This is a genomic window from Algoriphagus jejuensis (assembly GCF_039523455.1).
Taxonomy (GTDB): Bacteria; Bacteroidota; Bacteroidia; order Cytophagales; family Cyclobacteriaceae; genus Algoriphagus; species Algoriphagus jejuensis.
The window spans coordinates 36,870-51,611 of sequence record NZ_BAAAFI010000041.1 but is presented as its reverse complement, the minus strand read 5'-3'; the positions used below and the strand labels follow the sequence as shown (position 1 = coordinate 51,611).

Annotated in this window: 10 protein-coding genes; 7 read left to right on the top strand and 3 right to left on the bottom strand. The window is 50.0% G+C overall.

The window, feature by feature from the left end:
• Positions 1-141: 141 nt before the first annotated feature.
• Complete coding sequence (locus ABD031_RS16320) at positions 142-1,239, bottom strand: alanine racemase (protein ID WP_343853388.1); 1,098 nt, start codon at positions 1,237-1,239, stop codon at positions 142-144.
• A 422-nt stretch (positions 1,240-1,661) separates the two neighbouring features.
• Here ABD031_RS16320 and ABD031_RS16315 point away from each other — a divergent pair, with 422 nt between their 5' ends.
• The 3 genes from ABD031_RS16315 to ABD031_RS16305 all read left to right on the top strand — a co-directional run bounded on the left by ABD031_RS16315 (position 1,662) and on the right by ABD031_RS16305 (position 6,421).
• Positions 1,662-2,594: a DUF4097 family beta strand repeat-containing protein gene (locus ABD031_RS16315; protein WP_343853386.1), complete on the top strand. Its 933-nt coding sequence runs from the start codon at positions 1,662-1,664 to the stop codon at positions 2,592-2,594.
• A 377-nt stretch (positions 2,595-2,971) separates the two neighbouring features.
• Complete coding sequence (locus ABD031_RS16310; protein ID WP_343853384.1) at positions 2,972-3,619, top strand: 3-keto-disaccharide hydrolase; 648 nt, start codon at positions 2,972-2,974, stop codon at positions 3,617-3,619.
• A 42-nt stretch (positions 3,620-3,661) separates the two neighbouring features.
• Positions 3,662-6,421, top strand: coding sequence for a PVC-type heme-binding CxxCH protein (locus tag ABD031_RS16305; RefSeq protein WP_425542777.1), 2,760 nt, complete (start codon positions 3,662-3,664; stop codon positions 6,419-6,421).
• A 49-nt stretch (positions 6,422-6,470) separates the two neighbouring features.
• Here ABD031_RS16305 and ABD031_RS16300 read toward each other — a convergent pair whose 3' ends face one another.
• Positions 6,471-6,977: a DinB family protein gene (locus ABD031_RS16300; RefSeq protein ID WP_343853382.1), complete on the bottom strand. Its 507-nt coding sequence runs from the start codon at positions 6,975-6,977 to the stop codon at positions 6,471-6,473.
• A 112-nt stretch (positions 6,978-7,089) separates the two neighbouring features.
• On the opposite strand from ABD031_RS16300, the gene ABD031_RS16295 reads away from it, so the two are divergent.
• Positions 7,090-7,674 carry a uracil-DNA glycosylase family protein gene (locus ABD031_RS16295; RefSeq protein ID WP_343853379.1) on the top strand — a complete coding sequence of 195 codons (585 nt, stop codon included), beginning with the start codon at positions 7,090-7,092 and terminating at the stop codon, positions 7,672-7,674.
• Positions 7,675-7,719: 45 nt separating this feature from the next.
• On the opposite strand, the gene ABD031_RS16290 is transcribed toward ABD031_RS16295, so the two are convergent.
• Entirely contained in the window at positions 7,720-10,377 is a 2,658-nt protein-coding gene (locus ABD031_RS16290) for a glycosyl hydrolase (protein ID WP_343853376.1), read from the bottom strand.
• A 378-nt stretch (positions 10,378-10,755) separates the two neighbouring features.
• On the opposite strand from ABD031_RS16290, the gene ABD031_RS16285 reads away from it, so the two are divergent.
• From ABD031_RS16285 to ABD031_RS16275, 3 genes are all read left to right on the top strand, one after another.
• Positions 10,756-11,871, top strand: a complete 1,116-nt coding sequence (locus ABD031_RS16285; RefSeq protein WP_343853374.1) for a mechanosensitive ion channel family protein — start codon at positions 10,756-10,758, stop codon at positions 11,869-11,871.
• Positions 11,872-12,264: 393 nt separating this feature from the next.
• Positions 12,265-13,215, top strand: a complete 951-nt coding sequence (locus ABD031_RS16280) for an HNH endonuclease (RefSeq protein ID WP_343853372.1) — start codon at positions 12,265-12,267, stop codon at positions 13,213-13,215.
• A gap of 44 nt (positions 13,216-13,259) precedes the next feature.
• Positions 13,260-14,741: a DUF3375 domain-containing protein gene (locus ABD031_RS16275; RefSeq protein WP_343853370.1), complete on the top strand. Its 1,482-nt coding sequence runs from the start codon at positions 13,260-13,262 to the stop codon at positions 14,739-14,741.
• Position 14,742 lies beyond the last annotated feature (1 nt).

Sequence of the window (14,742 nt, the reverse complement as noted above, 5' to 3'; positions counted from 1 at the left end):
TTATCGCCCTCAGCACCCGCATTCCGAATTGGACGACGCTTAAGGGTAATAGGGTTCAAAGCCCTCCAAATGCGAAAATTTCAAGGTTAGAAATACCGGCGAAGGTCTAGTCACTGACTCTTGATACTGATTACTGAAGTACTACCCCTCGCAGTGATCTATCCACTTTCCGTCCAAACTCAAATAAGCTCCCATGCAATCCGCAGTCATACAGGAATGTATGGGTAAGATACCCAGCAGATCTCCCACTTTTACAGAAGCCAAAAGCGAATCGGAAGCTTTGATCACTCCGTGTTCCTGTGAAATGCTTTTCAGATAAGAGCGGTCAGCAGGGATTGTCCAGCCATTTTCACTTAAAAAGACTACTTCACCGAAGTTCTTGTTGCCATCAGTGTCAACCAAGACATCTTTGGCGAGATGAACTCCGCCACCGTGGATGAGGATTTCTTTTCGATCCTTGCTGATGTCCACCACGGGCACGGCCAAGCAAACAGAAATATCCTCTTTTGCGCAGCTTCCCAACTCGGCCTGCATCAAGTCAAAAAAGACAAAGTTTCCCGGTCCGAGCTCGTCCACATCTCCGAAGTCTTCGATCACGGCGCAGCCCGGTGTGTCTCCCACACGGGTGACCAGATTTGGGAATTCGCTTTGATACTTCATCTTGAGCATGTGCAGTGCCTGTCGGCTTTGCTCGTAAACTTCCGCTTTGTCAGGCATATAATACGTGTGTCCAGGATGGAGGTAGAAGCCTCTAAACTGCAGCTTTTCCGATTTGGCGGCGGTTCGGAGGATGTCTTCGATCAAGCCAAAATCAGACACATGAACTCCTGTTCTGCCGTAGCCAGCATCGATTTCGATAAAGAATCCGACTTTGTTGGTCAGGCCGTCGACGAGTTTTTGGGTGGTGGCTAGATTGACCAGCTGGACAGAAAGGCTTTCCGACTCAGCAAGTTGATTGAGCTCTGGAGTTTCCAGAGGGTTAAATGGAAAGGCAATGTGAACAGCGTCCCAGCCTTGTCCGCAGAGGTATTCTGCCATCTTGATAGAGGAAGCCGTCACTTCACGTATTCCGTATTCTTTCGCCCAGTTGCCGATTTCATGAGATTGGGCTGTTTTCCAGTGCGGGGTGAGTTTTTTACCATTCCGCTTAGCCTTGTCAGCCATTCGCTTGATATTGGCTCTGGTGATGGATTCGCTGATTAATAGGGTGGGGGAAGTGATTTGATCTAGGTAGGACATGGAAAATGATGGGTTTCTGTTTTTTGTCTAAAAGTAAAAAGGAAGTAGCAAGACGCAAGTACTCGTATCGTGTTAACTGGGAAAAGACCTTTTGACTCCCTATCCTCCGGCAGACTTGGGCACGAGGTAACACAGCGATGTCGGCAATTAAAATTGTCGGGAGAGGAGAGTTGAGGCCCTGCCTAATTTGACATCAAAAACAAACAACGCCTACGCTTCAATGCATTTCGTCGAGATCAAAACCGCAGTCACGATTGAACTTTGAACCTTATCCAAAACGACCGAAATCGAACGAAAACTGTCCGTACTGATTTGCTGATTATTATAAAATGGCCACTTGAAGGTTTAATGCGCTATTTTTTAATGGCACAATAGTAGAAATGGGAGAGCAGAATAAATCTGTCCGAACTAAACCCATTCCCATGAAACGCCTGAAAATACCCTTCGCTATCACTCTTCTAGTTTTGATTTCGCTTCAGCTCACAGCTATTGCTTCAGAGTTTCGCGCAGATCCTTACCTCATGAAAAAGTTTACGCTTAGTGGTGCAGGCAATCTCAATGTGGAAACGTCCGGTTCGTCCGTTGCTGTCACAGGGGCAAGTGGAAATGAGGTGGTAGTAGAGATGTATGTGAAGCTGAACGGGCGGGAAATCGACTCGGAAGATGCAGAGGTGGAGGATGAACTGGATAATTATAATCTCGACATAAGCCAAAGCGGCAATACAATTTCGCTTATAGTAAAAAGGAAGAACAACAGCGTTCGTAGCAAGATGAACCTATCTTTTAAGATCAAAGTGCCGAAAGAAATGTCTTCGAAAATCAAATCGAGCGGCGGATCAATCGCCATTGAAGGATTGAAAGGAAAACAGGACATCGCCACCAGCGGCGGAAGCATTCAGGTGCTTAATAGCAACGGCGCTGTCAACACCCATAGCTCTGGAGGTTCATTCCGGCTAGAAAACTTCGAGGGAAATGTGGAAGTGCAGAGTAGCGGCGGGTCAATTAAGATCAATCACCTAATCGGCGACGTCCTGGTTGGCTCTTCTGGAGGAAGTGTCACCCTAGAAGACATCAGCGGCAGTATCAATGCAAATACCAGCGGAGGCTCAATTAAAGCTCAGCTTTCCCATTTGGAAAAATCTCTGAGCATGAAGTCCAGCGGCGGCAGTATCACAGCTGTGGTTCCAAAGGGACTTGGGTTGAATCTGGATCTCAGTGGGGGACGGGTGAACTCTTCACTTTCTAACTTTGACGGAGAGATCAAGAAAGACCGAATCCTGGGCAAGATCAACGGCGGAGGAATTCCTGTGACGATGCAGAGCTCAGGGGGAAGTATCAATCTGGAGTTTAACTAGGAGCATCAAGTCCTAGTATAGGGAGGTTAGAAACTGGCAGTCGATTTCGCTTCCAAAATATTGGATTGGCCATTTACCAGGTCTCGGCAGGTCATTTTTCGGGATTCCTTTTACAAGTAACATTGGTTCAATAGCTTGATGCTGTGGTTGCCGATATCGGTTTAGTTGAGGTTGAGCGTTTTTACAGTGGTTCTTTCCGAAAGTTTCGCCAAGATTTGTTTTGATGTGCCAAAGCGCGGCGTATTGCCTCCCACGCATATTGTAGTACCTCTCAAAGACGAGCACAGGGTGGGTAAAGGTTCAATTTGAGCAGAGGCCAGTTTCCTTAGATTCGAATTGCCTGATTTTTTGGTATTTTAGTCCAAACCCAAAAGAACATGCGAACCTCAACTGCCCGACTTTTTTTCATTGGATTGATTTTCATCGGCTGCCAAAGTCAAGATACTTCTGAAGGACGAGCGCTGTTTGACGGGAAGACTTTTCAGGGTTGGGAAGGAGATACCCTTAAGACCTGGCGGATCTTAGAGGGGATGCTTGTGGGCGGATCGCTGGAGGAGACGGTCCCGCACAATGACTTCTTGGTCACCGATCGCGAATACGGGGATTTTATTCTTCGTTTGCAAATCAAGCTGACCGGAGACGAAGGCTTCATCAATTCCGGCATCCAGTTTCACTCCCAGCGTCTGAATGATCCCGCTCATGAGATGACTGGCTACCAAGCCGACTGGGGCGAAAACTACTGGGCTAGCCTCTACGACGAGTCGAGGCGAAACAAAACCCTAATCGCTCCGGATTCGGCACAGGTGCTGCAGTGGATCAAAAAAGACGATTGGAACGACTATCAAATCCAGGCCGAAAACGGCCATATCCAACTCTTTATCAATGGCCATCAAACCGTGGACTACATCGAGTCCGATCCGGCAATTCCCCAATTTGGTCGGATCGGCGTCCAAATCCATGGCGGAGGCAAAGCCGAAGTCTCCGTCAGGGATATTTTTATTAAAGAACTCAAGCAAAACCAATAGCTTGAATGCTCCGCTACCTCAATTCCCAATAACCCACCACCTATGAAAGCCCAGCACCTGCCTATCCTGATTGCGCTGCTAGTTGTGATGTTTGCCGCCAAAGCCCAGGAATCCGAGCCCGACAAAGAGTTTCGCCTGACCGCGACGATGCTGGGCTACTTTGCGGAGGATGGGACGAGAAACCCGATTTTGAAAGCAAAAAAGGGTCAAACCGTCCGTATCACGATCACCAACGGTGAGACCATGACGCACGATGTGGCCATGGAAAAACTCCAGGTTAAGAGCGAAACGATCTTTGACAAGGGGATGAGCACGAATATCACCTTCGTCGCGGTAGACGATGACACCTATTACTGTACTGTGCCAGGCCATAGAGCGGCCGGGATGGTGGGCGAGTTTCGACTGCTCAAGGAAGGGGAGACTGAGGAGATTCCCGGAGGGGTCCTTCCTATGAAGGATGGCAAGCCATTCAATTTTAACTTTGAAAGCGGCGATCTAAGCAACTGGACTGGGGAGGGGGATGCCTTCGAGTCACCCCTTGTCCACTCCGATCCCTCCCCCATACATGGGGAAGAGGGCCCGATCTTCTTTGAGGGAGAAAATTTCCTGAGCAGCGGAGGGTTGAAAAACTACCAGCTCACCGGCACGATGACTTCCGACCGTTTCGAGGTCACAGCCCCCTTTGCAGCCTTTCGGGTTTCCGGAGGAGCCTTGGTGGATACGCGGGTGGAATTGGTCTTGGCAGAGACCGAGGAGGTGATCTTCAGCTCCACAGGACAGGGAAGAGCTACGCTACAACCTGTGGTAGCTGATGTGACCCCGTTTTTGGGTAAGGAAATCTTTATTCGGGTGATCGATAATGAAACCGGTGTTTCGCAGATTCCTTATATCAAAGACGACCAGTGGGCCCACATCAATTTTGATGATTTTCGCTTTTATCCCACAAGACCCAATTTTCCCAATGAGCTGGACAAAGAGGATATCATCGTGCTTCCACCTTTGGATCCGGTCTTGAATGCAGGACTCTCCGGCCAAGAGGCGGCTGCGGCCATGACTCCGCCGCCGGGATTCAAGATTACCCTGGCTGCGGAGGAACCGGAGATCATTCGTCCGATCAGCTTCACGATAGATGCGAGAAACAGACTTTGGGTGGTGGAGGGCCATACCTATCCTATTCCGGCGCCCGAGGGAGCGGGCAAAGACCGCGTGTTGATCTTTGAAGACACGGATGGTGATGGCACCCTGGACAGCAGAAAAGTCTTTGCCGAAGGCCTAAACCTAGTCAGTGGCATCGAGGTCGGCATGGGGGGAGTGTGGCTGGGAGCGGCGCCTTACCTGCTTTTTATCCCGATAGACTACGCTACCGACAAGCCCGCTGGCCCGGCACAAAAACTCTTGGACGGCTGGGGTACACAGGATACGCACGAGGTCTTGAACAATCTCCGTTGGGGACCCGATGGTTGGCTTTATGGCACACATGGCGTATTTACCCACTCCAATGTTGGCAAGCCCGGAGCCACAGAGGCCGAGCGAACCAAGATCAATGCAGGCGTGTGGAGATACCATCCGACGAGGCATGAGTTTGAGGTTTTCGCCGAGGGGTCCAGCAATCCTTGGGGCATTGATTTCAACAGCTACGGGCATTCCTTTATCACCGTCTGCGTGATTCCGCATCTCTACTATGTGGTGCAGGGGGCAAGGTATCAGCGGCAGGCTGGCAAGCATTTCAACCCTTACACCTTTGATGACATCAAGACCATCGGCGACCACGTCCACTGGTTGGGTGATAGGGGCCCCCATGCGGGAAACTTCCGTTCGGCAGCAGCAGGTGGTGGCCACGCCCATGCGGGCGCGATGATCTATCTGGGTGGGGACAATTGGCCGAAAGAGTACCGGGACGCGATCTTTATGAACAATATCAACGGTGCACGACTCAATATCGATGAATTGAAAAAGTCTGGTTCAGGCTATGTAGGCATGCACCATCCCGATTTCATGGCGATGAACGACTCCTGGTCGCAGTGGCTCAATTTCAAGTACGACGCCAGCGGGTCGGTCTTTGCGATCGACTGGTATGACAAAAACCAGTGCCATAGTCCCAATCCGGATGTGCATGACAAGTCTTTGGGAAGGATCTTCAAGATCAGCCACGAGGGCGATGTCTTCGTAAAAGAAAATCTTTACGAAGCCACCGATCTGGAGCTGGCAAACTATCAAACCCACTCCAACGAATGGTATGCCCGTCAATCCAGGATGATCCTACAGGATCGGGGTGGCAATCGCAAATCCCAGAAAGCATTGAAAGCCATCCTTGCCAAGGATCCGGAAGTTACCCATCAGCTGCGTGCGCTGTGGACACTGCACGGGATGGAAGCGATGGGTGAAAAGGAAATGCAAATCTTGCTGACGAATTCCAACGAGTATCTCCGCAGTTGGGCGATTCAACTCCTGACGGAAGGCAAATCCGTCTCTCCCGAAACCCTTGCCAAATTCGCTGAAATGGCGAAAGTTGACTCTTCACCGATGGTCAGGCTCTATCTCGTTTCCGCCATGCTGCGTCTGGATCCGGAGATGCGTTGGGAGGTGCTCGCGGCCTTGTCCCAGCGATCCGAGGATGCAGAAGACCACAACCTGCCGCTCATGCTCTGGTATGCGCTTGAGCCACTCACCGACTTGGACGCTACACGCGCCTTGACTTTGGCGGAGAACAGCCAAATTCCTCTCCTTTTGGAGTATTGTTTGGAGAAGCTGCGGGAAAGGAGCGTTTCAGCTCCCGAGGAGTCCAGTCCCACACATCATTAGCTTAGTGGGGCTTTTTCTGAGTTGGAAAGCTTCCGCCTCTGGCAGTACGCTAGGTTTCTAAGGTGACTTTCACCGTCACCAGCAATTGGCCAAGATGCCGCTGCATGTGCTCTGCTGCGTGAAACAGCAAACCTCCCACCGTGGAGGGGAGTTGGGCTCGACCTACACCACGGAAGTCCGTCAGGGTCGCGGGATCGATGCTGCTCAGGACTTCCAGGAATAGCTCGATCTGACGATCCAGGTTTTCGAGTAGGGCGGTGGTGCTAAGGTCTTCGTTTGGGACTCCTTCCGCTTTTAGGTAAGCAAACTGAGATTCCTTCAGCACATCCCCTTTGGCATAGGTCGCCATCCTGTCCAGCACTCCAGCGATATGCTGGAGATGAAATCCCGGACTGGCCATGCCAGCCGGTTTCTGCCAGAGCTGCTCGGTTGGGAAATCATCCATCAAGGCATGTATCTCATCTTGGGCTTGCCGGATGGCATGGGCTACTGGCTGCAGAAGTGCGGGGATGCCGGAAATCGCTCCTCTCAGCCATACTTCGGGTTGCTTGTTCATAAGGTTAAATTTACAGGTTTGGCGGGTTTATCGGTTTTTGACCATTCCATTTCCCAAGTGGATATTGGAAAAAGAGGGGTTTAAGGGCGATATTGAAGGGATGGAGGAAAATTTGGAATCACTCTTACAGCGGGTCGCGCAATGCAGGATCTGCGAAAAGGATCTTCCCCTCGGCCCAAGACCCGTGCTATCGGTTCATCCGGACAGCAAGATCCTCATCGTCGGCCAAGCTCCCGGCACCAAGGTGCATGCGACTGGCATCCCTTGGAACGATCCCAGTGGGGATGAGCTCCGGCGCTGGCTGCAGGTCGATCGGGAGACTTTCTACGATCCCAGCGTATTTGGGATCATACCCATGGGTTTTTGCTATCCGGGTAGGGGAAAGGGTGGGGATCTGCCGCCGCGAAAGGAATGTGCAGCGACCTGGCATGCGCCTTTGCTGGATCATCTGCCCCGGCTCCAGCTCACTTTACTCATCGGGAGCTATGCGCAGGCTTATTATTTGGGAGCGGAGCGAAAAGGTACTCTCACCGAGACGGTCATGAATTTCGAAAGCTACCTGCCGCAATTTTTTCCCCTGGTACATCCCTCACCGCGAAATAGACTCTGGATGCGGCGTAATCCCTGGTTTGAAGAATGCGTCGTGCCCAGGCTCCGGCAGGTGGTCTGGGAATTGATCGGGGCATCCAAGACTTGATTGCAGTGACTGGAGCTTTTTTTGCCGAGGGTAGTCTTGCTCAGGTCAGTCCTTCAGCAGACCTTGAATTCGGATTTCCCCGATCAGACCGGAGGGCATAGGCTCCCAAACCTTCGCGTCAAAGGGCTGGTAATCCTTGTTGACCATGTTGATCTCATGGAAGATCTTCCATTCCTTTCCCGAGAGTTCCAAAGCCCGGATGCGGTTGGCGGAGAGGTTGGTGACTTCGATGCGAAGACGATTGTCCCGGTCTTTGAGCTCAGGCAAGACGATCTCGAAAGGATTGGCCCAGAGCGTGCCGAGGTATTTATCGTTGAGATATACCCGGGCACTTTCCCGCACATCGGGAAGCTGCAGCAGCCAGGCATCCGATCTTCCTGCAGGTTTGTCAAAGTTGATCTCATAGGCAGCAGTGCCGCTGAAAGCTTCGGCCTCGGAGTTTAGGCTAGTCCAAGACTGCAAGTTCGACAGGCTTTCGGGAGCGGGTAGGGAAGGGCCGCTATCGAGGAAACTGAGTTGGTAGGGACCGGGAATGGACTGCGGCGAACCCGATTTTTTCCAATAGGTCCAAGTCCCGCTTGCAGGACTTTTTCCCGTCAGGACAAAGAGGGACTTTCCAGCCTTGAGCTGAACCCGTACGAACTGCTTTCCTCCCTCGCTTTTCACGGCGGCTATGCCCAGCTGTTCGGTATCCGGATCATACAGGCTGAATTGCTGGCTCGAGGCATTGAGTGGGACAAAGGCGTCCACGTCTTTTGCCAGATGGTTGACCAGGAAATAGGCATGTCCTTGCTCGGTCTTCCTGCGGATAAATTTCAACCCACTTTCCACCAAGCTTTCCGGCAAGATCCCCTGGGCAGCTAGGTCATCCATCAAATCTCCAGAGACCTCCAAGCCTTCATTGAGCTTTTTCAATTGGGCCATCCTTTCTTCCAAGTCCAGCAATCCGGGTACGGATTGGGGCTTTCCGAGAAAGATCACCCGTCCACCCGATTTTTTCAACTCCTGAAGCTTCGCCAGCGTCTCCAAGGGCATGTGATCCACGGCAGGCACGACGATGGCTTGGTAGCTCCCTCCGGAGAAGTAAATCTTTCCATCTTCGACCTGGGCAGTTTGGACGAATTCGTCAGAGAAGAAGTCTAAGGAATAGCCTTCTTTCATCAAAGCTTGTCCCGTTTGGTAAAAGGGCGTCTCCAGCAGCCACTCATTGAGCGAGTGGATCTTGAACTGGAAGAAGGTACTCCCCTCGTAGTATTTTGCCCAGTTGTCGTACACCGGCCAGTAGAGGGCGATCTCGTTGTCTGCCTGGCCACTTTGCAGGATGCGCTGACTGTTTTCCACATAGTTGAAAAAAGCCGGGGCATCCCGCCAGATCGACAGCTGGGGGCTGAAGTTGACCGAGGCGTAAAACTTCCAGCCTGGCCAGTCCGCTACGGGATCGGTGTAGGTGGAGCCATGGAGAAAGATATGGTTGATGCCGCTGAGTAAGAGTTCCTCCAACTCCGGCTTGGTCTGGGAGAGCGCGGTTTTGAAATGATCCCGAAGCCAAGTAAAAGTCTCGGAGGAAACCAGCGGCTTGCCCGTCATGTGGGCCGCCGAGGAAGAAAACTTGAGCATCATGGGATCGGCATCGCCGGGACGAATGTCCGCCTCCTCACGCCTCAGGCCGGGAATGTCAAAGGGCATGGAGCCAAAAGTCTCGCATTCGGGAATATCGGCTGTGGCATACAGATCGAGGAGATTCCCCGGCGAACCATGAGCCTGCAGCTTGGTCTTATAGCCTTTAGAGTTTGCCCAGGCAGTCCAGGGCCGGTCAAACTCTACCTTCAGCAGCTCGCCCAAGGTTTCCCGATAGTCGCTGCGCACGCGGTTGGCGGTTTCGGAGTCCACTTTTTCGATCAAGAGGTTGAGATAGGGACGCAGGTCATATCCGCGCAGCTTTGCGAAAGCCTCCAAAAATCCCGGCGTAAAGTCCGCCCCATAGACTTCGAAGCTGTCGTTGAAGATGGCACGGATCGGCGCTTTGAGCTTTTGGTCGTAGGGGATCACATAGTCGGCAAAGGCAGCTCTCGAATAGTGGTCTAAGGTAAAGCCCTCTCCGCCCGGTGCGGCGCGCTTCACTTGCTGCCCGGTCCGGGCCTCGAATATCGCATAGACTTTTACGTCTTGTTTCGGAGTCCATTGGAGGCGATTTCCGGACACCTTGCTAGTCAAGTCCTCGTAGTAGCCCTCCTCGCCATAGGCCAGCACGGCAACGAGTTGGGAATCGGGTTTTTCGGGGCTTAGACTTTGGTCAAAAGCTGCGCCGGCCTTCAGTTCAAAGGCTTTGTGCTCCAGTCGGGTGGCAGCGTGCTCGGGTTCCACCTGCGGTCCGCCATAGGGCCAGCCCGTACCCAAAACCATGTCCACACCCATTCCGAGGCTGTCGGCGATATGGGTGGTGTAGTCGAGCATTTCCAGGTATTGGGGAGAAAGAAAGGGGAGGAAATTGGCCTCTTGTCCCTTCACTCCGTAGATGGGCGTGATCTCTACGCCGCCGATCCCTGCCTGTTGAAAGGCCGTCAACTGGGCTTTTATGCCGTCTTTGGTTACTGCGGAGCCCATCCACCACCAGCGCGTCCAGGCTTTGGTGCTTTGGGCTTGGAGGGAAAAAATGCTGAGAAAAAGCAGCAGGGAGCCAAGGGTAGTTTTTTTCAGGTTCATGTCTGGGCAGGTTTTTTTAGCGCGGAATATAAGGCTTGTTGGAAATTGCAGCGTCCCCTTCCTTCGGTATTTTCCGGGGTCTAAGACTCTTTTGTCTGGGGCAATTGCCGAAACTGGGCCTGGATATTCCTCCGAAGGGTGAAAAATTCAATCTTTTGAGAAATCTAGGAACAATTAGCGGCAAAAAGCCCTTTATTCCTATGTGCCACTTTCTTGTTAAACCTGTGCTCTCAGGTTCGGCATATCGGCGACTTTCCCCCTGCCAAATGTGGCATAGCTGGAAAGTGCCTCGAAGATAAACCCAAATCGATCTTTTTTTTCCGGCTTTGGCCCATGCGCCGAGGGGAGTTTTATTTTACTACCAAACCTATTTATCACATGGAAACACTATTGGAACAAGAGTACTTTGGAAACAGCGTCCAGGCCTACCTTATCGTGCTGGGCGTTATTTTGCTGGGCCTGCTGTTGGTAGCGGCCTTCAAGCGGTTTATCCTCAAGCGTGTGCATGCTTGGGTGGAGTCCACGGACAATGCCTACGATGACTTTGCGGTGGAGACGCTCAGCAAGTACCTCGTGCCCATGGTAGACTATGTCATCGTGTATGCCGCGCTCAAGACCCTCGTCTGGCCGGAACGCTTTGCCAATATCCTGGAAGTGGTTTTTGTGGTCGTGCTGACCTACTATGCAATCCGGCTGGTGTCGAGCGTGATTCTCATGCTGCTGCGTACCTACATCCGGCGACAGGAAGGCGGAGAGGAGAAAGTTAAACAGATGGGCGGAATCATCTTGATCGTCAATATCGTAATCTGGATCACGGGACTGGTCTTTATGTTTGGCAACCTCGGTTACGACGTCACCGCCATCATCGCCGGTATGGGGATTGGGGGTATAGCCATCGCCTTGGCCGCCCAGAATATCATCGGTGATTTGTTCAACTACTTCGTGATCTTCTTTGACCGGCCCTTTGAGGTCGGGGACTTTTTGGTCGTCGGGGACAAAAACGGCGTCGTCGAGAAGATCGGCATCAAGACGACCCGGATCGCAACCCTCTCGGGTGAGCAGTTGGTCTTTTCCAACAGTGACCTGACCGGCTCACGCATCCACAACTACAAGAAGATGCAGCGGAGAAGGATCGTCTTTGGCGTGGGCGTCACCTATGAGACTTCCCCCGAAGACCTGAGAGCTATTCCTTCCTTGCTTCGGGAGATCGTATCGTCCCAAAAAGACGTCACCTTTGACCGGGCTCACTTCAAGGCTTTCGGGGATTCCAGTCTGGACTTTGAGATTGTCTATTTTGTGGAAAATGCCGAATTCAACGCCTACATGGATGTGCAGCAGGAGATCAACCTGCAAATCTACGAGCAGCTGGGCAACAGAGGTATATCCATCGCCTTCCCTACGCGCACCCTTTATATCCGCAACGAAAACGGGATGAAGTTCCAGGTCAACGGAAGCATGCCGACCGCCGTGGAAAATGGTTCCAATCAAAATTGAGACATAGGAACTACGGAGTTTCCACCTCCAGTTCTCCGATTTTCATTAAATACTCACTTGCCGCCAATCCGTTGGGATTGCAGCCAGGCTGTCCCTCCGGGACTTCCATTCCCAGTCTTTCATAAAAATCCGTCCAATAGGCATCGGTATGTCCCGTCGCGGGATAGCTATGGGATACTGTCTAAGCGTTTGCTTGGCAGTATTTTTTTGTTTAGAGCCTGTCGAGAAAAATAGGCTTTAAAGTCTTCAACACTAGAATAGGTACGGCGAGTGTCTGGGGAGCAGTATGTTTTTGTCTTTTGGATTAGATATCGCTACTCTCTGCAAATTATTTTAACGATTGTTTTCGTGTTCATTTTGGTTTTAATACTTTGAACCTTCAGAAAGACGTTAATGAAACTCGAAACCATCATCAGGGATTTAACAAGACTCAGAAGAGCCGGAACCAAGTATGGAGTTGCCCCACACAAGCCCGTTCTGCTGATGTCCTTATTCGATCTAATGGATTCGGGAATAATGCCTGACAACAGGTTCTTTGTTAACTCGGACTTGGTTGGGACTTTCCACGAAAATTGGTCGCTGTTGGTCAATACGGGGCATCAGGAAGACTTTACCCAGCCCTTCTACTATCTACAAAATGATCGGATAAACAATACTAGGTTTTGGTTTCTAAAGCCAAAGCCCGGGTATTCAATCCAAGCGCATATCAAGAACATTTTCACGCTGTCAGAGGTGTTGGAGTTTGCCCATTTTTCGGAGGACTTCTTTGCTGTATTGGCTATTTTAGGCAATCGCCATATCATCCGGGAATTCCTTTTGGAAACCTATTTTCCGGGAGCAAAGGAAGCATTCATGCAACGAAAAAAAGGAGAGAGCCGCTATCTGCGAAGTATCGAGGCGTATGTGCTCAATGAAGTTCCCGTCGTCGAGCGCCTACAGGTGGCTGAGCAGGAGATCGTCTACGTGAGGAATGGGACATTCAAGAAGTGGGTGCCGAAGATCTATCTGTATACTTGTGCCATTTCCGGTATGAAGGCCATATCGACCTACGGCTACAGCCTGATCGATGCCTGCCACATCCGCCCTTTTGCCGACAATCAAGATGACCGGGTAGGCAATGGCATTGCGCTTTGTCCCAATCTGCATCGAGCCTTCGATCGTGGCTTGATCGGGATAGATTCGGATTACCGCGTGATGGTGTCTGACCAAATCCGGGAGGATAGCTCCCATGGTTATAGTCTGCAAAAGCTCCAAGGTAAGAGAGTGTTACTTCCCGATGAAAAGCGTCTCTGGCCCAATCAGGATAATTTGGAGTGGCATAGGGATCATAGGTTTTCGAAATAAGGTATATGTGGTTTAATAGGAAGGAATTTAAGTTTGAGTAGGTAATGTTGGGATTTCAAAATTCAATTATTAAGAACCAATCATTTATAGATTCCTCTGTAACATTAAAGCTATTAAGAGCGAGGAATCTCTCTTTGCCTATCACTTTTTTAGGTAGGGAATTTAAAGCAAACAGTGTTTTATCAATTCCATATCAGAATTTGGTGCAAAAACTGGCTGATTTTCTTGAGGAAGTTGAGTATTATGAAGAGGGAGAAATTCTCAAAACCGATAGCAATGAGGTGGGTTATCATGAAAAGGCAAAACTTTATTTAGATCGCTGGATTGACGCTAATTACCTTCGAAATATAGTAGATGACGCTCGGAAAGAACCTATAGTTTTTCTTACAAAGCATACAGAAAAGGCATTTCAGGTAATTGAATTATTGAGAGACAGAGAATTTGTAGGAACAGAATCCAAATTCAAGGACATCTTCTCAAAACTTAGGGACATTATAGAAAATGCCAATCCTGATAAAGAAAAGCGATTAGCCGAGTTGGAGCGGAGAAAGCAGGCAATAGATGAAGAGATCCGAAGAATAAAAATAGACGGTTTTGTAACCACTTATGAAGACTACCAGGTGAAGTCCCGCTATGAGGAGGTGAACCGTCTTGCTAATGAAATGATCGGAGACTTTAAAGAGGTAGAAGATAACTTTAAAGAAATAACCCGGAAAATTTACGAGCGGCAACAACAGGCGGAACTTTCCAAAGGGAAACTGTTATCAGAGACATTCGATGCCCTTTATGAGCTAAGGAGTACTGACCAAGGTAAAAGCTTTTATGCTTTTTGGCAATTTATGCTAGATGATGTAAGCCAGTCCGACTTTCAAAAATTAACGAAGGAAGTCTACAATGTGCTCGAAGATAGGGAGATTGAAGTATCTTCCCGTTCATTGCGAAAACTAAAGACACTATTGCACTTGGCTGCTCGAAAGGTGTTGGACAAAAACGGAGTGCTTGCGGACAAGCTCAGTAGGGAAATTGTAGCAAAGGAGAAATTGGAATCAAGAAAGGCAAGGGAACTGATGTCTGGTATCAAGCAACTGGCTATCCAGATGGTCAATCTAACTCCTTCCAAAGAATTTTATCTCGATATTGAGGGCAAAGCTGAAATTGAACTTCCTTTGGAACGCAAGCTGGGAGAAAAGGTGGAAAGTAATTCGTTTATGTCAAGTGCAGATCATGCTAGGTTGGAACTGGAAGATCTTGAAGACCTTTCCAGAATATACAAAGTGGATCTCATAGATAAACAGCAACTTCTTGCCAATATTCACGATTTGCTGGAGTCAAAGCGTCAGGTTTCATTGCAGGAAGTGGTGACGGAAAAAGGCCTTAGGAAAGGTCTGGCGGAGCTGTTGGCATATGTTGCACTTGTCAATGCGAACGCTAGTTTTTTTGTGAATGAAAATGTTCGTGAGGAAATTGAATTCAATAAGGCAGAGAGGAAATATCTCGATCTGCCCCAAATTATTTTCACCAGATAGA

Coding starts and splice junctions, on each gene's coding strand:
- ABD031_RS16300 (WP_343853382.1), bottom strand. CDS start 6,977: ATGAACAAGCAACCCGAAGTATGGCTGAGAGGAGCGATTTCCGGCATC.
- ABD031_RS16290 (WP_343853376.1), bottom strand. CDS start 10,377: ATGAACCTGAAAAAAACTACCCTTGGCTCCCTGCTGCTTTTTCTCAGC.
- ABD031_RS16315 (WP_343853386.1), top strand. CDS start 1,662: ATGAAACGCCTGAAAATACCCTTCGCTATCACTCTTCTAGTTTTGATT.
- ABD031_RS16275 (WP_343853370.1), top strand. CDS start 13,260: ATGTTGGGATTTCAAAATTCAATTATTAAGAACCAATCATTTATAGAT.
- ABD031_RS16320 (WP_343853388.1), bottom strand. CDS start 1,239: ATGTCCTACCTAGATCAAATCACTTCCCCCACCCTATTAATCAGCGAA.
- ABD031_RS16285 (WP_343853374.1), top strand. CDS start 10,756: ATGGAAACACTATTGGAACAAGAGTACTTTGGAAACAGCGTCCAGGCC.
- ABD031_RS16305 (WP_425542777.1), top strand. CDS start 3,662: ATGAAAGCCCAGCACCTGCCTATCCTGATTGCGCTGCTAGTTGTGATG.
- ABD031_RS16280 (WP_343853372.1), top strand. CDS start 12,265: ATGAAACTCGAAACCATCATCAGGGATTTAACAAGACTCAGAAGAGCC.
- ABD031_RS16310 (WP_343853384.1), top strand. CDS start 2,972: ATGCGAACCTCAACTGCCCGACTTTTTTTCATTGGATTGATTTTCATC.